Source organism: Nesterenkonia muleiensis (genome assembly GCF_003600155.1).
In the GTDB taxonomy this organism is placed as follows: domain Bacteria; phylum Actinomycetota; class Actinomycetes; order Actinomycetales; family Micrococcaceae; genus Nesterenkonia; species Nesterenkonia muleiensis.
Genome location: NZ_QWLD01000048.1, coordinates 22,437 through 41,331, shown reverse-complemented (window position 1 = coordinate 41,331; position 18,895 = coordinate 22,437). Strand labels below are relative to the sequence as shown.

The following is an 18,895-nucleotide window of genomic DNA, read 5'->3' as shown; positions in this document are numbered from 1 at the left end:
AGCTCAGACGTCGAGCAGCTCTGCCTCTTTGCGCTTGGCCATCTCATCAATGCGCTCGGTGTGCTGTTTGGTCAGGCCGTCGAGCTCTTTGAGCGCCCGATCGCCGTCGTCCTCGCCGATCTCGCCGTCCTTGACTGCCTTGTCGATGGCGTCCTTGGCCTTGCGACGGGCATTGCGCACCGACACTTTGTGGTCCTCAGCCTTGGACTTGACCAGCTTGACGTACTCCTTGCGCCGCTCCTCAGTCAGGTCCGGCATGGTGATGCGGATCTGCTTGCCGTCATTCGACGGGTTGGCGCCGACCTCTGAGTCCGAGAGAGCCTTTTCGATGTCCCGCATGGCGGAGACGTCGTAGGGGGTGATAAGGATGGTGCGGGCGTCCGGGGTGTTGAAGGAGGCCAACTGCTGCAGGGGCGTGGGGGCACCGTAGTAGTCCACCAGCACCTTGGAGTACAGGGAAGGGTTGGCCCGTCCGGTGCGCACAGTGGCGAAGTCCTCAGACGTGGCCTCCACGGTCTTCTGCATCTGCTCCTCAGCCTCGAGCAGGGTCTCTTCAGTCACGGTCTCTCCTTGCGCGTTAGGGTCTTGGCCCACAGTCTATCGGGCGGTTAAGCACGACGCCGAGAACTCGCTTTCAGGCGTGAGGGCCAGCGGACTGCGAGGACCCTAAGATCGGGGTTCCCTGGAAGAAACACCGAGTAGGTGCAGGACCAGCTCACGGCGTGACCAGGGTGCCGATGTCCTCCCCCAGAAGAGCACGGGTGACGTTGCCCTGGACCTCCATGCCGAAGACTCTCATATCCAAGCCGTTGTCGTTGCACATGGTCATCGCGGTCTGGTCCATGACCCGGATGTTACGCAGCAGGGCATCAGTGTAGGTGAGCCGGTCCAGCTTCTGGGCGTTGGAGTCCTTCCGCGGATCAGCGGAGTAGACCCCGTCGACCCCCGACTTCCCCATCAGCACCATGTCTGCGCCAACTTCCAGCGCCCGCTGGGCGCAGACGGTATCAGTGGAGAAATACGGCATACCCGCCCCGGCGCCGAAGATCACTACCCGGCCCTTCTCCATGTGCCTGATGGCCCGCAGAGGAATATAGGGCTCGGCCACCTGCGCCATGCCGATCGCTGTTTGAACGCGAGTCGGCTGCCCGGACTGTTCCAGGAAGTCCTGAAGAGCCAGGGCATTCATCACCGTGCCGAGCATACCGATATAGTCGGCCCGGGCACGGTCCATACCGGCCTTGGACAGTTCTGCGCCGCGGAAGAAGTTGCCGCCGCCGACGACGACGGAGACCTCCACCTGGTCGCGCACCGCAGCAATCTGCTCAGCGATTCCGCGCACAGTGGCAGGATCCACGCCCACCGCGCCCCCTCCGAAAACCTCACCGGAGAGCTTGAGCAGCACACGGCGCCTGCTGGGTGTTGTCTCTGTCATCAGATGTTCTCCTCGGTGCTCTGCGGCATAGCGTTGTAGGTCTCGCGCAGCGCTGCAGCGCTGCGCCGGGCCAACAAGAGTATGCAGCCTGTGGCAGGCAGACGAAAAGGGGGTGACCATCTCAACCGGATGGTCACCCCCTCTGCGCTCGTTCAGCCGGACGGCAAAGCCGCCCCGGCCCTCGGTCAACTTCCGCTGACCTTCACACCTCAAGCTGTCGGTCAGACGCTAGGGGTAAGTCTAACCCTTTGCAGCTGACTCTGAGGCCCGTTGAGCCGTGAGCCGGCTGGACAGGTCAGGTCAGGGATTGCCCACACGGAAGCGGGCGAAGGCCACCGCAGTGGTGCCGGCAGTCTCCAGGACCTTGGCCACCGACTGCTTGGGGTCCTTGGCGAAGGGCTGGTCCACCAGGACATGCTCCTTGAAGTACGCGTTGGTGCGGCCTTCCACAATCTTCGGCATTGCCTGCTCGGGCTTGTTCTCAGCCCGTGCGGTCTCCTCGGCGATGCGACGCTCATTGGCCACCGTGTCAGCCGGCACCTCGTCCCGGGTGAGGTAGGCCGGGGCGAAGGCAGCGGCGTGAACAGCCACGTCGTGGGCTGCGGTCTTGGCCTCTTCGGTGTCGGCGTCGACTGCCACCAGCACACCGACCTGAGCCGGCAGGTCCTTGGAGGTCTTGTGCAGGTAGGCGTCCACGTAGGAGCCGGTGACCTTGGCCAGGCGACGCACCACGATCTTCTCTCCGAGGATGGCACCACCTTCCTCAGTCACGTAATCGGAGACCTTCTTGCCTTCGACCTCGGCCTCCAGCAGCGCCTCGACCGAGTCGAGCTGGTTGGCCACGGCCACGTCGATGATCCTCTCGGCCAGGCCGACGAACTTGTCGGACTTGGCGACGAAGTCGGTCTCGGCGTTGACCTCGAGCAGGTAGCCGGCGGTGCCGTCGACCACCTTCGCCAGCACGATGCCCTCTGCAGCAGAGCGGCCTTCGCGCTTGGCGGCCCCCTTCAGGCCCTTGATGCGGATAGCCTCAATGGCCTTCTCGACGTTGCCGTCGGCTTCGTCGAGGGCCTTCTTCACGTCCATCATGCCGGCGCCGGTCTTTTCACGCAGCGCCTTGATGTCGGCAGCGGTGTAATTCGCCATGGGTGTCTGGTGTCCTCTCAGTTAAGGATCAGTCGGATGTTTTAGGATCAGCGTTCACGAGCTTCCCGCAACATCCTCAGGATCTTGCGGGGCCCTGCTGGCTCAACTGTCGGTGGTCTCGACCGCTTCGCCGGCGTCAGCGTTGACGGGAACCTCGTCTTCGCCGGTCTCTGACTCGGCTGCGGCGTCGTTCTCAGTGCTCGGCGAGGCCTGAGCCGGCTGCTCGTCGACCTTCTGCGCTGCACTGTCTTGTGCTGCGCTGTTCTGCTCGGCGGCGTGCTTCTCCAGCAGTTCGCGCTCCCACTCGGCCATCGGCTCTGCAGCGGATCCGGAGCCACCGCCGCGCTTCTCCTCGCGGGCGATCAGACCGTCAGCCACGGCGTCTGCGACCACGCGGGTGAGCAGGTCCACCGAGCGGATGGCGTCGTCGTTGCCAGGGATCGGGTAGCTGACCTCATCAGGGTCGCAGTTGGTGTCGAGGATGGCGATGATCGGAATGCCCAGTTTGCGGGCCTCATCGACAGCGAGGTGCTCCTTGTTGGTATCCACCACCCAGACTGCCGAAGGAGTCTTGTTCATATTGCGGATGCCGCCCAGGTTGGCCTGGAGCTTCTCCAGCTCCCGCTGCAGCAGCAGCAGTTCCTTCTTGGTGTGGCCGGACCCTGCGACGTCCTCGTAGTCGATCTCTTCCAGCTCCTTCATGCGCTGCACGCGCTTGGAGACGGTCTGGAAGTTGGTCAGCATGCCGCCGAGCCAGCGGTGGTTCACATAGGGCTGGCCCACGCGGGTGGCCTGCTCGGAGATGGCCTCCTGGGCCTGCTTCTTGGTGCCGACGAACAGAATCGAGCCGCCGTGGGCGACCGTCTGCTTGATGAACTCGTAGGCACGGTCGATGTAGCTCAGCGACTGCTGAAGGTCGACGATGTAGATGCCGTTGCGCTCAGTGAAGATGTAGCGCTTCATCTTGGGGTTCCAGCGGCGGGTCTGGTGACCGAAGTGCACACCGGAGTCGAGCAGCTGGCGCATGGTGACGACAGGCATGATGTCCTTTCAGTGCCGGGCTTTGAACACGAGCTGTCAGGTCGCTTCGCCCGTGAAGGCGAGGCCATCTGACACTGTGCAGCACCGGCTGTGTTGTTTTGTCGGTTGCAGTCGTTGAAGGAGCCGGCGCCAGCGTGCCTGCGCAAGCCGGAGCCTCTTTGTCCGCTCCTTCATCGTGCCCGGTTCTCCCGGGCTCCTAGCGTGGGCAGAGGCTTTCGCCCGGTGTTCCCGTACACACAGCACTGCTGGTCAGAGCAGATTGGAATGGACCGAAGGGAACACCCCGCCTCAACCTCAGGCGAGCTTTCCACGCGCGTAGTCAGCCTTTCTGCGGGCACCTCAAGGCGCGCGCAGTCAAACTGCTTCGGTCAGTCTAGCGCGGGAGCAGAGTTTTCCCCAACTGAGTGCCCACCACGGCGGCGCGCCGGGCACTCCCCAATTCCGGGCCTGTTTGCTCAAAGTCCTGGCAGAGCCATCCAGCCTGGTGCTATGGACACTGCAGAGATGACGACGGCGCCGACACCCTTTCCGGCCTCCGGACAGCCTGTGCTGTGGTGGCCGCGGCCGGGACAGCTGCTGATGGTGCTGCTGGTGATGATGACACTGTTCGGGGTCCCTCCGGCCTCTGCTGGGGCCGGGCACCCGGTGTGGGCGAGACCGGCGGAGGGACAAGTGGTGGAGGATTTCGCCGCTCCGCCGGCACCGTGGGCACCAGGTCACCGCGGAATAGACCTGGCGGCTCCGGCCGGCGGCGACATTCGCTCCCCTGCTGATGGAGTGGTGAGCTTCTCCGGCGTCGTCGTCGACCGTGAAGTCCTCTCCATCGATCACGGAGCAGGCTACATCAGCTCCTTCGAACCGGTGGAATCCGAAATGGAGGTCGGCGATCAGGTCAGTACTGGCCAGACCGTCGCATCCCTGAGCAGCTACGACGACGGCAGCCCCCACTGCACAGCCGAGAATGCCACAGCCCAGCCCTGCCTCCACTGGGGCGTCCGCCTCCACGGCGATTACATCAACCCCCTGCTGCTCCTCGGCGAACTCGAACCCTCAGTACTGCTGCCACTGCGTGACCCGTGAGCGTGACGACTCAGGCCGCAGGGTTCATGTGCCTGATCCATCAGGAGAGGATGGTTCCCGCGGAGGGGACGGGCACTTACGTGCCGACTGCAGGGCTGGCAGGAAGAATCGCGTCGAAGTCCCGATAGTAGTTCTGCGCAACCTCACACATCCAAGCAAGCTTGTCGAGCAGTCGCCGACCCAACTCATCGGCTGCAGGCGCCTCGGCTCGGATCGTGTCACTGACCGCGTCAGGGAGAATCGTGGCCAGCTCATAGACCCGAGCGCAGAGCGCCTTCGGATCGAGACCAGTCTCAGCAGCGAAACGTTCCCAATGCCGAGGTTCGATCTTTCCGAACTGTGACTCTTTGCCGATCCTCATCGCCGCGAACCTCAGCCCTGTTTGCGTCGATGAGTCATAGGGATAACCGGAGGCGACGTCGTAGAGCGGTGCCAGCCTCGCCTGATCACCGGAGAGCATCACCCCGTAGTTCTTCGCATGAGCATCGAGGGCACCCAGGAGATAGTTCGCAATCAGGCCGTCCGTGAAGTGCTTGATATTGCGATCCCCACGATCTCCGGAGGTTTCGCGCAGCAGACGGACAATGTCAGCTGCCCGAGGCCCCCCACTGGACTCGTACTTGTCCTTGGGAAAAACCGATAGCGCCTGACACACGTCTTCCTGATGGATGCGCACCAGTCGCCCCTTGGGCGTCGTGCCACGATCGTGTTGCTTCACAATCAGAGCGGACTGGTCCTCGAACTCTCTGAAGTCCGTCTCGGCGACCGACAGGCCCGCTCGGGGTAGGCCACCGAGGCGCGGATCTTGCTGTTCCCGCTGGTGGTGAGATCCGTTCCCTCAGCGGATGGAGTGGAGAGCCTCTCCGGCGTCGTCGTCTGTCAACGGCCAGTGAGATGTGCCCGTGGGTGGCCATCACCAGCCGTGGCGGCATCCAGAATCTCCGAATACTTGGTGGTGCTGGAAGGGGCGGCAGCACGACCTACTCCTCGATGAGTAATCGCCTCCTCGCGCATTGGAGGCGGGGAACGGTGCGACAAGACCGGGTGGTTCCTGACGTGATGGACAGTTTCAGGGACAAGTCTGAAAACCGCCAGAGATTCTCCGCCGAATGCGATGGGCTAACGAGGACACAGCCGCCATCCTCCATGATTCAGGAGTATCCGTTCAGTGCCCACCGGAACCATCCCCCGTTTGTTGCCCTTTCAATTCGCCGCCTTGGCTTTGGCATGGGGATCAAGTTTCCTCTTCATGAGGATCGGCCTCGATGGTTTGTCCCCCATACAAGTCGTCGTGGTACGTATGACACTAGGCTCAGCAACTCTCTTAGCCCTCTGCCTGGCCCTGAGGGTGCGACTCCCGAGGGAGCCAAGAACTTGGGCTCACATCTCCGTGGTGTCCGTCTTCTTGTGTGTGATTCCGTTCTCGCTTTTCGCATGGGCCACGCAGTACATACCTTCCGGACTCGCCAGCATCTACAACGCGACGACTCCGCTCATGACTCTGCTCATCACGCTGGCAGCCCTCCGGTCAGAGCGTCCACATCGCTTCCAACTTCTGGGCATAGGAGTCGGGCTCACAGGGCTCATGACGGTCCTTGCTCCGTGGCAGCTGGAGAACAGCCTCAACAGTCCGAGTCTGGTTGCTCAGCTCGCGTGCCTGTTGGCTACCGCGAGCTACGGAGTCGCGTTCGTATACCTCAGAAAATTCGTCTCTCCCCTGGGAGTCGATGCCGTCTCAGTGGCGGCGATCCAGGTCACCATCGGGGCAGCGCTTCTGCTCTTCGCTGCTCCCTTCATGAACTGGGGTGGTGTCACCCTGTCCCCATCCGTGGTCGCCAGCATGATGGCGTTGGGCATCTTCGGAACAGGACTGGCGTACATCTGGAATACCAATATCGTCGCCGGATGGGGGGCCACTGTGGCATCGAGTGTCACCTATCTGAGTCCAGTCATCGGCGTAGCCCTCGGCGCCGTCATTCTTGGGGAAAGGGTCGCTTGGAATCATCCCGTAGGAGCAGCAGTAGTGATCGCCGGGATCATCTTGAGCCGTAGAAATCCAGCAGGAAGATGCGCATGACACCACAGCACCCAGCATGATGGACCAGCCGATCAGCCGACGGATCCCAGATCACACATCATTCGGGGCATCTAGGCCCGAGCAGAATCAGTGCAGCGCGTGACCGAGACGTCCGGCAGGGTGTTTCAGATCGGAACAGGCACTGCTCCCCATCTCATCCAGACTGGGACATGTCAGTGATTCACCTCACAAGCAGCTGGCGGGATGGCTCAGTCTGGCACTGCCGGTCCGGCCCACTGCTGTGGAGATAACCAGGAGGCACCATGCGCGCTGCCGTGTACCACGACCGAGAAACAGTCAGGATCGAAGATCTGCCCGAGCCCAGCCCTGGGGCCGGCGAGGTGAAGATCAAGGTCAGTCGCAACGGGATCTGCGGCACCGACCTGCACGAGTACTTCGACGGCCCAATCTTCATTCCGTCCAAAGGGCAGCATCCGCTGACCGGCAGGAGCATGCCGCTGGTGCTGGGCCATGAGTTCTCCGGCACGGTCGTCGAGCTCGGCTCAGGAGTGACTGCTGTGCAGGAGGGTGACCGCGTGGCCATCGAGCCCATCTACCGCTGCGGGCACTGCCGTCCGTGTACCACCGGCAACTACAACCTCTGCAATGACATCGGCTTCCACGGCCTCATGGCTGACGGCGCCATGGCCGAGTACACCGTGGTGCCGCAGTCACAGCTGCACCCGCTTCCTGACAGTGTCCCGCTGGAGATGGGAGCACTAGTGGAACCCATGGCCGTGGCCTACCACGCAGCCACCCTCAGCGGCATCACTGACCAGGGTTCAGCGGTGATCTACGGCGCCGGGCCGATAGGCATCGGCTTGTGGTTCGCGCTGCGGGGGATGGGTCTCACCGAGATCGACGTGGTTGAGCCCTCTGCGGCACGCCGGGCCTCCATCGAGGCCCTTGGTGCCAGGACTTTGGACCCAACGGCGGTGAACGTCCCAGAAGTGATTGCCGAGCAAACCTCCGGCCGCGGCGCTGATGCCGCCTTCGACGCCGCAGGGGTCGCTCCCGCGATCGAATCCGCTCTGGAAAGTCTCGGCGAGCGGAGAACCCTGGTCAGCGTGGCAATCTATGAGAAACCTCTGTCCACCCCATTGATCAACCTGGTTCTCCGGGAACGGCGCATCCAGGGCACCATCTGCTATACCGCAGAGGACTATGCCGCGGTGATCGAGCTGATGGCCCAGGGGCACTACAAGACCGACGGCTGGGTGGAAGACATCCCCCTCAGCACCGTCGTGCAGGACGGATTCGAACCGCTGCGAGCAGGGCAGAAGATGAAGCTCCTGTTAGACCCAGCTCGCTGACCGTCACCGTCCAGCAGAAGAGCAGACGGCATCCCAGAAGGAGGGACTATGGCAGCACAAGGACGGGTCTACGGTCAACGGATCCTCATCATCGGAGCAGGCAGCGGCATGGTTCTGGTCTGAGCACCCATGGGAGTGGGTGCCGAGGCCGCACCTGGACAAAGAGACTCCTCGGCACCCAGAAAAACCGCTCATCTCTTGGCAGCGTTCCTTCGGTCGAGGAAGGCTTGCATGCGGTCGAACTTGGCCTCAGACTCAAAGAGAATTGCCTGCGCCAGACCCTCCACGTGGGGGTGGGCCTCGCGCGGCATATGGAAGACCTGCTTAGTGAGGCGTACAGCCAGCGGGTCCTGCTCCGCGATTCGATCGGCCAGCGCATGGGCCGCGGTCAGCAGGTCCTCCGGCTCGTGCAGCTCGGTGACCAGACGCAGTTGCAATGCCTCCTCAGCGTCCAGGATGCGTCCAGCCAGCAGTAGCTCCAGTGCTACCGGCTCTCCGACGAGCTCCTTGAGTCGCCACATCGCACCCGCGGCAGCGGTGATCCCCAAGCCCGTTTCAGGCTGACCAAGCTTCAGCTTCGTGGTGGCCAGGCGAAAATCGGCGGCATAGGCCAGTTCGGCCCCGCCACCCAAGGCGTAACCGTCAATCGCGGCAATCACCGGCATCGGGAGGCGGTGGATGCGATCGAAGGCCTGCGAGTTGACTCCACGAAGCGCGTCGTCGCGACGACGCTCACGAAGTTGCTCAATATCGGCACCAGAGGCGAAGATTCCCTGCCTCTTGCCGGTCTTCGGATTCTCCACCTCAGTGCCGGTCATGATCAGCAGGCGGGGATGGTGCTCCAGCCAGCCACACAGGTCGTGGAACTCAGAGACCATTGTCTGGTCGATGGCATTACGCACCTCCGGCCGGTTCATCAGGGCGCATACCCGGTCTGGCCGATCAGCGTCGGTGGTCACGCGAAGAGCGATGAACCCTTCGGTCACCTCACTCAGCCCCGGGAAGTGCTCTTCATCGGCAGTCGTCTCAGGACCTCTCTCCACCATCAGACCCTCTCCAGCAGCGTAGACATACCCTGGCCCACCCCGACGCACATGGTGGCCAGGCCCCGGTCCGCGCCCTCTCGCTCCATCCGGCCCAGCAGAGTGACGATGATTCGCGAGCCGGTGGACCCGAGCGGATGACCCAGAGCAATGGCGCCACCATCATTGTTGACGGTCCCGCTGTCCAGCCCGAGGCCGCGGATGCAGGCCAGCGACTGAGTGGCGAAGGCCTCATTGAGCTCGACGGCGCCCAGGTCACTGAGCGACCAACGGGCCCGCTCCAGCACCTTCTGGGTGGCAGGCACCGGGCCGATGCCCATGATGTGCGGTGCAACACCGGCGGTGGCAGTGCCGGCGATGCGAGCACGAACGCTCAGGCCATACTTCTCTGCCGCGGCCTCTGAGACCACCAGTACCGCGGAGGCTCCGTCGTTCAGGGACGAGGAGTTGCCTGCCGTGACCACTCCCTCGGGCTTGACGACAGACCGCAACTGGTCCAGCACCTCTGCGGTCGTCCCCTCGCGGGGGCCCTCATCGGTATCCACCACTGTTGTAGCGCCCTTGCGGCCGTGCACAGTGACCGGAGTGATCTCCTCGGAAAACCGCCCGTTTCGCATCGCACCCAGCGCTCGCTCGTGAGAGGCCACGGCAAACGCATCGGCGTCTTCACGGCTGATTCCGTGGACCTCTGCAAGCTCTTCGGCCGTCTCGGGCATCGAGAACAGGAATTTGTCGCCGAAGTGCTCGGCGTCTCGGAATGCGGGGTTGACGAAGCGCCACCCGATCGAGGTGTCGAAGACCTCACCGGGACGGGAGAAAGCGGATGCGGGCTTCTCCATTGCCCATGGAGCCCGTGACATAGACTCCACGCCGCCGGCCACCACGATGTCCGCAGCGCCGGCCTTGACCATATGGGATGCCATCGCCACCGCACTCATGCCCGAGGCGCACAGACGGTTCACGGTTACACCCGGCACGGTCTCCGGGAAACCGGCCAGCATCCAGGCCATACGGGCAACGTTGCGGTTCTCCTCACCGGCGCCGTTGGCATTGCCCAGAATCACCTCATCGACAACGGACGGGTCGAGTCCGGCATCAGTCACCACCTGTTTGACCACCAGGGCGGCCAAATCGTCGGGGCGCATAGCGGAAAGGGCCCCACCGTAGCGTCCGACCGGGGTGCGTGTGCCTCCGACGAGGAACGATTCACTCATGAGCTGTCCAACCTCCAGATTACAGACTGAGGGTCATCGCCGGAATGAGGCGACAATCATCATGGTGCCAACTCATGACAGGCTGGTCCAATACCAATCAACCCCCTATTGATGATTCATGGGCATAAATCGGGGGTCAGCGAGTCGCTCCCCTGGACTCTCTGTCCGCCGATGCACTACGGCGCCTCCTGCCTTCGCCGGACTCCGCGCTTTCCGGACTGGGTTCGCGCAGCACCATTCCCGCAGCCCTGATGACGGTCTCTAGTCCGGGATTGCGATTGCTCCGATGCCAGATAGCTCGGACCTCCAAAGGCGGATTGTGGCCGTCAACGGGCTTAAAGATGGCACCGTCGGCTGTCACATTGTCCCGGACTGAATCCAGGGTGATGGCACATCCCATGCCCGCGCCCACCAGGACAACCAACGTCCATGAGTCAGGGGCGGTCTGGGTGATGCGCGGAACGAATCCAGCCTGCATGGCCAGCTGGGTGAGCCGGTTGGGCAAGGCGGAGCCGAACCCGCTGGGCAGGGAGATCCAGGGGTCAGCAGCCAGATCATGCATACGGACAGAGTCCTGGGTGGCGAGTCGGTGACCGGCAGGCATAGCGACAAGAACCTCCTCGAGCCGGAGGACTCTCGAATCCATCTCATGGGGAATGAAGTCCCAGCGCCCGATGGCCAGGTCCAACGATCCGTCAAGTACCCGCTCCATCCCCAGATGGGAGAACTGTGACCCATGGAAGTCCAGGCGAAGATCCGGGCTGCTGAGCCGGACCTGCCGGGCAAGCTCGCCCATTGCGCGGTGCACAGAAGTACCGGCGAAACCGATACGCACCCGCCCCCGTTCGCCGGACTGCGCATCCAGCACTGCCTGATGCGCCTGTTCCGCTGCGCGAAGAAGCCCCTGCGCCGGCTCCACCAGGGCCCGGCCAGCGTGCGTGAGTTCGACGTGCCGTGTGCTGCGCTCGAACAGTTCGGCACCCACATCCTTCTCCAGCTGTTTGATGAGCCTGCTCAAGGGCGGCTGACCGATATGGAGCCGAGCTGCGGCACGCCCGAAATGAAGCTCTTCGGCCACTGCCAGGAAGGCCTCGGCTTGGGCCACGTGCACCAGGCCTTTGCGTCCTTGCACCTGAAACTCCTCGCCCAGAGATGACGGACCCTAGTAAGGCCCATTACCGAGGATGCTATCGGGAGGGCACCGGCGCGCACAACGAACGCGTCTAACCAAGCGGTCTCTTCACCAGGGCATCGATCTGATCCTGGTCGATGGACAACGATCGGAGCTTTCGGTACAAGGTGGTCCGGCCGATTCCCAGAAGCGCGGCGGCATCTGATTTGTTGCCTTCGGCTTCGGCCAGCGCCTCCAGCATCGAGTCACGCTCCGCCTGTTCCCAGCGAGTCAGCTCCCGCCTCGGCAGGGCCAGGAAATGCGGGGGCAGGTCAGTGGCCTCGACCAGCCACGCCCCCGTGCTGCGGCGGGAAAGGCCGTTGACCAACTCTGCCAGCTCTGCCACGTCGCCGGGCCAGCTCCAGGCGAGCAATGCGCGGAAGGCCTCAGAGCTGAATCGGGGCGCCGGACCCTTACCCTGGTAGCAGGACTTGACCAGAGTTGCCAGACCTGAACGCCGCCGACGCAACGGCGGGAAAGCCGGAGCGCCACGCGCCTCGTGCGGGGCCCCTTCCCGAGGAGAGGCTGCGGTGACAACCGCCCGTCCAGGCTGTCCCGACGCCTGCGACCACCTCCTGACCCACTGTTGCCCGTCGGACCCTGGCGGCACCCCCACAGCCAGGGGCTGAGGCACCTGCTGCGCCACCTGATTCATCGCTTCCCACCAAGAACGGACGGCATCATCGGCATCCTGTGGCGGCGCCGGCGTCCCCCGCGCTGTCCCCGCCTCGACGCGATCCTTCGAAGCTGCTGTGCGCTGTTGCGGTGGGGTCTCCACAGCCGTGGTGCGGAGTTCAAGCACCGGCTCGGAGTTCGTTCCGATGTTGGTGACCAATCCGGCCAGCCCCACTTCGGGAAGGTTGATGCGACGCTGCTCACCACCCCCCAGACGTCCCACCAGCTGATCCCAAATCTGGGCATGGGTCTCGGTGTCGATCCGCGAAAGGGCAGGTAGGTCGGACATGATGGCGTCTCGGTTCATGACCAGCACGCCGCGTCGATGCGACCGGGCCTTCCTGAAAGCTAGCGCAAGGGCCATATCCTCACTGTCAGAGCCGTGGAGCAGAACATCGGCGATCTCGCGGCTGGCCTGGCGGGCCACAGCGACCATATAGTCATTGGCCTGCTCTGCGGCGACAGTCAGTGACACTGAGCCCACTATCCGTCCGGTCAGCGGGTGAATGACCGGGGCAGCTGCGCAGGCCACATTGCGCAGCGACTCCAGGAAATGCTGACCGCCGCGAACCAAGATGGGCGACCGCGCCTCTATGGAGGTTCCCAGCCCGTTGGTTCCTGAAGCAGACTCGGAGAAGTCACCTCCTTCAACCGCTCCCACGCGATCAAGGGTCAGGTGATCACGGGCGTCGATGGTCCTTCGCCAGACTATCCGCCCCTCAGCATTGCCCAGCAGCAAAGTGGCCCTGGTGTTGGTCAATGAACTGTACCAGCGGTCCATCACTCGAGCGGCAACCTGGCTTATCAGCTCTTCTCTGGCGCCGAAGTCCTCCACCCTGGGCTCCCCGGCTGGATCGACCTTGGAGGCTATGGAACGCCGCCAACTGCTCTGAATCTCCGCGGGCACCACCTGGTCGATGTCCAGATCAGCGGTCAAACCATGGTCTATGAGCCTGCGCAGCGCAGCACGCACAGGGTCTGAGTGACCGCCTCGGCTCACCATGACTCTCCTCACTTCCTCGTCTCATCCATGATGGCGTTCCGATGCACCGATGTCTTCCCTTCTCCGGCATTGTTGCCGGCAATAGCTGCGGCTGATGCCGAATATGAAACAGTCCCCAGAAGTGGTGGCTCTGTACCAAAGTGGAACACCCGGTGACGTGAATCACTTCCTACCGTAGTTCATCAAGGTGGTGCGGATCACAGGGATCTGCGGCCGCAGTCACAGAATCACAGGAGGAACTCCATGGACACGCACAAGAAAGTCGACGCCGTCGTCATCGGAGCCGGTTTCGGCGGCATCTACGCCATGCACAAGCTCGCCAACGAGCAAGGACTCAATGTCATCGGCTTTGACCGCGCCCACGGTCCCGGCGGCACGTGGTACTGGAACCGCTACCCAGGAGCGCTGTCGGACTCTGAGAGCTACGTGTACCAGTACTTCTTCGACAAGGAGCTGTACCAGGACACCACCTGGGAGAACAACTACCTGACCCAACCGGAGATCCTCGCCTACTTGGAAGGAGTCGTCGATCGGTTCGCCCTGCGCCAGCACTTTCACTTCGGCACAGGAATCACCGCTTCGCACTACGACGACGCGACGAATCAGTGGGAGCTGACCACAGACAGCAACGAGGTGATACGGGCCACCTATGTCATCAACGCCGTGGGACTGCTCGCCGCCGTGAACCTTCCAGAGATCCCCGGCCGCGATACCTTTGAGGGCGATCTGGTGCACACTGCCCAATGGCCGGAAGAGCTGGACGTCACCGGCAAGCGTGTGGCAGTCATCGGCACCGGCTCCACCGGCCAGCAGGTGGTCACCGCACTGGGTCCGCAGGTGGCAAGCCTCGGCGTGCACGTGCGCACCCCGCAGCACTCGGTGCCGGTGGGCCTTCGCCCCGTGCGCGAAGGCGAGGTCCAGGAGCAGCACGCGAACTTCGAGGCGATCCGTGACGAGGTCTTCGGTTCGGCCCTGGGTTTTGGCATCGACGAGGTAAGCCGCTCCCTGTGGGACCACACCGAAGAGCAGCGGGAGCAGATCTTCACCGAGGCATGGAACGAAGGCGGAGGATTCCGCTTCATGTTCTCCACCTTCGGTGACCTCGCCACCGACGAGGAGGCGAACAAGGTGGCGGGAAAATTCGTGCAGGACCGAGTCAACGAGATCATCAAGGATCCGGAGACCGCTAAGAAAGTGATGCCCTCGGGCCTGCACGCCCGCCGGCCGCTGTGCGACAACGGCTACTACAACACCTTCAACCTGCCGCATGTGGAAGCTGTCAATATTTCAGACACGCCGATCGAGGAGATCACCCCCACCGGCATCCGCACCTCCGACGGCACCCATCGCGAGTACGATGTGATCGTCTTCGCCACCGGCTTCGACGCCGTGGACGGCAACTATCGCCGGATGGATCTCACCGGCCGCAACGGTGTGCACATCAATGAGGCATGGAAGGACAACCCGACCAGCTACTTAGGCATGACCACTCCGGGCTTTCCGAATTGGTTCATGGTCTTGGGCCCGAAGGGTCCGTTCTGCAACCTGCCCTCAGCCATCGAAGTGCAGGTGGGGTGGATCTCGGATCTCATCGCTCATGCGCGCCAAAACGGTATTGCGACCATCGAGCCCACCGCTGAGGCAGAAGCCGACTGGAGTGAGCACTGCCAGGAGCTGGCCAAGGACTCGCTCTTCGGCCGGGTGGACTCCTGGATCTTCGGCGCCAACATTCCCGGCAAGAAGCCCAGCGTGCTGTTCTACCTGGGCGGGTTGGCCAGCATGCGGGAGCTGCTGGCCGAAGAGAAGAAGGCCGGCTACCCCCACCTGATCCAGTCCTCGGACGGATCGGCCCACAAGCAGGAGCTCACCTCATCCGCTGTGTGACGCCAAGCCGCATACGCCCCGACAGACGACCCCACTGAGAAGAGGAAACCACATGGGTGTATACACCTCGATGAACCCAGCCACCGGGGAGGTCCTCGCGACCTATCCAGAGATCGACGACGACGGGGTCGATACGCTGGTGCAGCGCGCTGCCGCCACGCAGCGGCGGTGGGCAGCGACACCTGCTCAGCAGCGCAGCGCCGCGTTGCGCCGAGCCGCGGAGATCCACCGTGAGCGAGTGGACGAACTGGCTTGGCTGCTGACAGTGGAGATGGGCAAGCCCATCACCCAATCACGCAATGAGGTCAAGCTGGTGGCCTCGATCTATGAGTATTACGCCGATCATCTGGAAGCGTTCCTCGCAGACCATCCGCTGCCGATCACCGGTGAGGGCACCGCCGTCGTCCGCTCCGAGCCGATCGGAGCGCTGCTGGGCGTGATGCCGTGGAACTTCCCCTACTACCAGGTGGCCAGATTCGCCGCGCCGAACTTGGCGCTGGGAAACACTGTGATCGTCAAGCACTCCAGGAACTGCCCCCAGTCGGCACTGGCCATCGAGGAGGTACTGCGTGAAGCCGGTGTCCCCGAGGGGGGCTACGCCAATGCCTTCATCTCCTCAGGCCAGGTGGCGGGCGTGATCGGCGACCACCGCATCGCAGGAGTCTCCCTCACGGGATCCGAACGCGCCGGTGAGGCCATCGGAGCCGCCGCAGGCCGGGCCCTCAAGCGCTGTGTGCTGGAGCTGGGCGGCTCCGACCCGTTCCTGGTCCTTGACGACGCCGACGTGGCCAAGGCCGCCACAGTGGCCGCCGCAGGCCGTGTCTACAACGCAGGCCAGGCATGCACAGCCTCGAAGCGCTTCATTGTGGACGAGTCGGTGTACGAGGAGTTCCTCACTCACTTCGCGGACGCGATGAAATCCTACGTCCCGGCCGACCCGGCCACAGATGAGTGCACCATGGGTCCGCTGTCTTCTGCCGATGGTGCCCGGGAGCTTGACGACTACGTCCAGGAGGCGGTGTCCCACGGTGCGCGAATCGTCGTAGGCGGACGCAAGGAGGGCGACGAGAGCGCGTTCTATCCGCCCACCATCCTGGTGGACGTACCCGAATCGGCCCGCGCCTACCACGAGGAGCTCTTCGGTCCGGTGGCGGTAGTTCATTCCGTGGACGGTGAGGAGGCTGCCGTCCAGATGGCCAATGACTCGGTGTTCGGTCTCGCCGGCACCGTCTTCTCGGGCGACCGTGCGCGCGCCAGGGCGGTGGCAGACCGGATTGAAACAGGCATGGTGGGGATCAACAGCCTGATCCGCTCGGCACCGGATCTGCCGTTCGGAGGCGTGAAGCGCTCGGGGGTGGGGCGCGAGCTGGCCAGGGATGGCTTTGTCGCCTTCGCCAACCAGAAGCTGGTCCGCGACGTTGAAGCACCAGAGGCGGCAACACGATGAGCGGTTCCGAAAACAGCGCAGGAGCCGCCCACGGGGCGGCGTCGTTGACGAACGTTCGCCACGTCACAGTGATCGGCTCAGGCACTATGGGATCGCAGATCGCGATGGTCTCCGCCCTGGCCGGATTCGAGACGGCCCTGGTGGACATCGCCCAGGATCCCTTGGAGCTCGCCAAGGACCAGCTGTGGAAGAGGGTCGATCGGGATGTGGAGAAGGGACGCCGGGACGGCGGCGATGTGACCGCGGCGAAGAATCGGCTGACCTTCACCACCGACCGGGACGCGGCGGTGGCCAGCACGGACCTCGTGATCGAGGCCGCGGTAGAGGACCTCGCGGTGAAGCGAAGCCTCTTCACCAGCCTGGACGCGGTGGCGCCGGAACGCACTGTCTTGGTCACCAACTCCTCCAACATCGTCTCTTCCCGCATCGCAGATGCCACCGGTCGTCCGGAGAAGGTGTGCAACATGCACTTCTTCAATCCCGCACTGATCATGGAGTGTGTTGAGGTCGTACCCCATCCGGAGACGTCGGCAGAGACGGTGGATACTGTCACCGCCCTGGCAGAAGCATTCGGCAAGTCGGTGGTGCGGCTGCGGCGAGAGATCCCAGGATTCGTGGCGAACCGCCTTCTCAACGCCATTCGGCGTGAGGCCCTGAGTCTGCACGATGAGGGCATTGCCGATGTTGAAGACATCGACCGAGCGGCCCGCACCGCGCTGAGGCACCCGATGGGGCCCTTCGAGCTGATGGATCTGGTGGGCATTGACGTGGTCTATCTGATCCGTATGGCCGAATACGAGCAGACCGGCGACCCCGGCAGCCTGCCTGCTGAGTCCGTCACACGCTTGTATGAGAAGGGCAAATATGGGCGGAAGACGGGCGAGGGCTGGTACACCTACAGCACGTGAGCTGACAACGCCTGTCTTCCCTCGCAGGCGATTGGTGCCCGGGCCGCAATAACGAGGCGACAAGAAGTATTGGACCGCTCAGAATGCGCGTGGTTTGGTAAGAGGCACTCGCCTGCCACTGGCGCTTGCGAGCGACCGCATGGGGCCGGTCTCTGACCAGCCAGCTCAGACCGACGAAGGAAGACGATGACCATACCCAACCCCACACACAGCCACACCGCAGCGAGCCGCCCTTTGGAGGGGGTCGTGGTGGCAGATCTCTCACGGGTGCTCGCTGGCCCGTACTGCACCATGCTGCTGGCGGACATGGGGGCCACCGTGATCAAGATTGAAGGGCCCGGAGGTGATGACACGCGTCAGTGGCTCCCCCCGCACCGTGACGGGGTGAGCACCTACTACCAGTCGGTGAACCGGAACAAGAGCTCCATAGTGCTCGACCTCAACGACGAGTCCGATCTGGAGACCGCCTACCGGGTGATCGACCGGGCAGATGTCTTCGTGGAGAACTTCAAACCGGGCAGCCTGGACCGTTTCGGGCTGGACCCCCAGAGCGTCGGACTTCGGTGGCCGCAGATCGTCCACGCCAGCATCACCGGCTTCGGGACCGCTGAGGGCAGGACGATGCCGGGCTATGATCTGCTGGCCCAAGCGGTCTCCGGTGCCATGTCCATCACTGGAGAGCCCGACGGCGAACCCCAGCGAGCCGGTGTTGCCATATTCGACGTGATGACCGGTCTGCACGCTGCAGTGGGCATCCTAGGAGCACTTTACGAACGCGACCGGTCGGGACAGGGTCAGCATCTTGAGCTGGATCTGCTGTCCTCGGCTCTCTCGGGCCTGGTCAACCAGACCGGAGGCTTCGCCGCAGCAGGCAACGTTCCCTCACGGATGGGCAACGATCACCCCAGCCTCTATCCCTACGGTCCATTCCCCGCAGCAGACCGGAACATCATCATCTGCTGCGGCAACGACCGCCAGTTCACCCGGCTGGTCACCTGCCTGGGCGCACCCGAGCTGTCAGAGGACTCCCGGTTCCAGACCATGGCTGACCGCAACGAGAACAGAGGAGAGCTGCGCAGGCTGCTGGTCCGGGCACTCTCATCGCGCACTGCCGACGAGTGGTTCGGGCTGCTCCAGGAGGCTGGCATACCCTGCTCACCGATCCTGCGTATCGACGAGGGCATCCAGTTCGCCCAAAGCCTTGGACTCAAACCGGTGGTCGAGGCCGGCTCCGGCACCACCTCGGTGCCGGCCATCAAGCATCCGGTGAGCTTCAGCCGAACCCCTGCCCGCTACGACAAGGCCCCTCCGCTGCTGGGCGCCGATCACGAGGACGTGCTGGCCTGGCTGGACCAGGAGCCTGTGCAAACTGCTGCCGAGCGCGCTCTTGAGCATCTCCCGCATTGACCTTCGTAGAGCCGAACTCGTGGCTCGAGACGGGCGTCAGCCCCGCAGAAC

General features: G+C 63.4%; 16 protein-coding genes. 7 read left to right on the top strand and 9 right to left on the bottom strand.

Annotated elements, in window-relative coordinates; translation table 11 throughout:
- Positions 1-3 precede the first annotated feature (3 nt).
- The 4 genes from frr to rpsB form a co-directional block, all read right to left on the bottom strand.
- The gene (frr, locus tag DVO78_RS14365; RefSeq protein WP_120005764.1) at positions 4-561 is read right to left on the bottom strand and encodes a ribosome recycling factor; all 558 of its coding nucleotides are present in this window, start codon (positions 559-561) and stop codon (positions 4-6) included.
- A gap of 154 nt (positions 562-715) precedes the next feature.
- On the bottom strand, positions 716-1,435 hold the full coding sequence (gene pyrH / locus DVO78_RS14360) for a UMP kinase (protein ID WP_120005763.1): 720 nt from the start codon (positions 1,433-1,435) through the stop codon (positions 716-718).
- A gap of 300 nt (positions 1,436-1,735) precedes the next feature.
- Positions 1,736-2,581: a translation elongation factor Ts gene (gene tsf, locus DVO78_RS14355; protein ID WP_120005761.1), complete on the bottom strand. Its 846-nt coding sequence runs from the start codon at positions 2,579-2,581 to the stop codon at positions 1,736-1,738.
- Positions 2,582-2,683: 102 nt separating this feature from the next.
- Positions 2,684-3,622: a 30S ribosomal protein S2 gene (gene rpsB, locus DVO78_RS14350; RefSeq protein ID WP_120005759.1), complete on the bottom strand. Its 939-nt coding sequence runs from the start codon at positions 3,620-3,622 to the stop codon at positions 2,684-2,686.
- 489 nt (positions 3,623-4,111) lie between these two features.
- Here rpsB and DVO78_RS14345 point away from each other — a divergent pair, with 489 nt between their 5' ends.
- Positions 4,112-4,702 (top strand): M23 family metallopeptidase, encoded by a 591-nt coding sequence (locus DVO78_RS14345; RefSeq protein WP_157984061.1) that lies wholly within the window; start codon positions 4,112-4,114, stop codon positions 4,700-4,702.
- 76 nt (positions 4,703-4,778) lie between these two features.
- Here DVO78_RS14345 and DVO78_RS14340 read toward each other — a convergent pair whose 3' ends face one another.
- Entirely contained in the window at positions 4,779-5,474 is a 696-nt protein-coding gene (locus DVO78_RS14340; protein WP_120005755.1) for a HipA domain-containing protein, read from the bottom strand.
- A gap of 396 nt (positions 5,475-5,870) precedes the next feature.
- Between DVO78_RS14340 and DVO78_RS14335 the strand changes: the two genes are divergently transcribed.
- Together DVO78_RS14335 and DVO78_RS14330 are read left to right on the top strand one after the other, a co-directional pair.
- Positions 5,871-6,779 carry a DMT family transporter gene (locus DVO78_RS14335; RefSeq protein ID WP_238385325.1) on the top strand — a complete coding sequence of 303 codons (909 nt, stop codon included), beginning with the start codon at positions 5,871-5,873 and terminating at the stop codon, positions 6,777-6,779.
- A gap of 263 nt (positions 6,780-7,042) precedes the next feature.
- Complete coding sequence (locus tag DVO78_RS14330; RefSeq protein ID WP_120005753.1) at positions 7,043-8,092, top strand: 2,3-butanediol dehydrogenase; 1,050 nt, start codon at positions 7,043-7,045, stop codon at positions 8,090-8,092.
- Between the two features lie 191 nt (positions 8,093-8,283).
- Here the strand turns inward: DVO78_RS14330 and DVO78_RS14325 are convergent, their stop codons facing one another.
- From DVO78_RS14325 to DVO78_RS14310, 4 genes are all read right to left on the bottom strand, one after another.
- Complete coding sequence (locus tag DVO78_RS14325) at positions 8,284-9,138, bottom strand: enoyl-CoA hydratase/isomerase family protein (RefSeq protein WP_120005751.1); 855 nt, start codon at positions 9,136-9,138, stop codon at positions 8,284-8,286.
- Positions 9,138-10,349, bottom strand: coding sequence for a thiolase family protein (locus DVO78_RS14320; RefSeq protein WP_120005749.1), 1,212 nt, complete (start codon positions 10,347-10,349; stop codon positions 9,138-9,140). Before DVO78_RS14320 ends, DVO78_RS14325 begins: the two co-directional genes overlap by 1 nt.
- Before the next feature lie 136 nt (positions 10,350-10,485).
- A complete protein-coding gene (locus DVO78_RS14315; RefSeq protein WP_238385324.1) occupies positions 10,486-11,481 on the bottom strand; it encodes a LysR substrate-binding domain-containing protein in 996 nt (331 codons plus the stop codon).
- A 91-nt stretch (positions 11,482-11,572) separates the two neighbouring features.
- Positions 11,573-13,198, bottom strand: coding sequence for a helix-turn-helix domain-containing protein (locus DVO78_RS14310; RefSeq protein WP_120005747.1), 1,626 nt, complete (start codon positions 13,196-13,198; stop codon positions 11,573-11,575).
- Positions 13,199-13,441: 243 nt separating this feature from the next.
- Between DVO78_RS14310 and DVO78_RS14305 the strand changes: the two genes are divergently transcribed.
- The 4 genes from DVO78_RS14305 (at position 13,442) to DVO78_RS14290 (ending at position 18,844) form a co-directional block, all read left to right on the top strand.
- Positions 13,442-15,082, top strand: a complete 1,641-nt coding sequence (locus DVO78_RS14305) for a flavin-containing monooxygenase (RefSeq protein WP_120005745.1) — start codon at positions 13,442-13,444, stop codon at positions 15,080-15,082.
- 52 nt (positions 15,083-15,134) lie between these two features.
- A complete protein-coding gene (locus tag DVO78_RS14300) occupies positions 15,135-16,529 on the top strand; it encodes an aldehyde dehydrogenase family protein (protein WP_120005743.1) in 1,395 nt (464 codons plus the stop codon).
- The gene (locus DVO78_RS14295; protein WP_120005741.1) at positions 16,526-17,437 is read left to right on the top strand and encodes a 3-hydroxyacyl-CoA dehydrogenase family protein; all 912 of its coding nucleotides are present in this window, start codon (positions 16,526-16,528) and stop codon (positions 17,435-17,437) included. Before DVO78_RS14300 ends, DVO78_RS14295 begins: the two co-directional genes overlap by 4 nt.
- A gap of 186 nt (positions 17,438-17,623) precedes the next feature.
- Positions 17,624-18,844: a CaiB/BaiF CoA transferase family protein gene (locus tag DVO78_RS14290; RefSeq protein ID WP_120005739.1), complete on the top strand. Its 1,221-nt coding sequence runs from the start codon at positions 17,624-17,626 to the stop codon at positions 18,842-18,844.
- Positions 18,845-18,895: the final 51 nt, after the last annotated feature.

Excerpts from the sequence above, each read along its gene's own strand:
- DVO78_RS14290 (WP_120005739.1), top strand. The coding sequence starts at position 17,624 with ATGACCATACCCAACCCCACACACAGCCACACCGCAGCGAGCCGCCCT.
- pyrH (WP_120005763.1), bottom strand. The coding sequence starts at position 1,435 with ATGACAGAGACAACACCCAGCAGGCGCCGTGTGCTGCTCAAGCTCTCC.
- tsf (WP_120005761.1), bottom strand. The coding sequence starts at position 2,581 with ATGGCGAATTACACCGCTGCCGACATCAAGGCGCTGCGTGAAAAGACC.
- DVO78_RS14320 (WP_120005749.1), bottom strand. The coding sequence starts at position 10,349 with ATGAGTGAATCGTTCCTCGTCGGAGGCACACGCACCCCGGTCGGACGC.
- DVO78_RS14300 (WP_120005743.1), top strand. The coding sequence starts at position 15,135 with ATGGGTGTATACACCTCGATGAACCCAGCCACCGGGGAGGTCCTCGCG.
- DVO78_RS14295 (WP_120005741.1), top strand. The coding sequence starts at position 16,526 with ATGAGCGGTTCCGAAAACAGCGCAGGAGCCGCCCACGGGGCGGCGTCG.
- DVO78_RS14325 (WP_120005751.1), bottom strand. The coding sequence starts at position 9,138 with ATGGTGGAGAGAGGTCCTGAGACGACTGCCGATGAAGAGCACTTCCCG.
- DVO78_RS14310 (WP_120005747.1), bottom strand. The coding sequence starts at position 13,198 with ATGGTGAGCCGAGGCGGTCACTCAGACCCTGTGCGTGCTGCGCTGCGC.
- DVO78_RS14305 (WP_120005745.1), top strand. The coding sequence starts at position 13,442 with ATGGACACGCACAAGAAAGTCGACGCCGTCGTCATCGGAGCCGGTTTC.
- DVO78_RS14330 (WP_120005753.1), top strand. The coding sequence starts at position 7,043 with ATGCGCGCTGCCGTGTACCACGACCGAGAAACAGTCAGGATCGAAGAT.
- DVO78_RS14345 (WP_157984061.1), top strand. The coding sequence starts at position 4,112 with ATGGACACTGCAGAGATGACGACGGCGCCGACACCCTTTCCGGCCTCC.
- rpsB (WP_120005759.1), bottom strand. The coding sequence starts at position 3,622 with ATGCCTGTCGTCACCATGCGCCAGCTGCTCGACTCCGGTGTGCACTTC.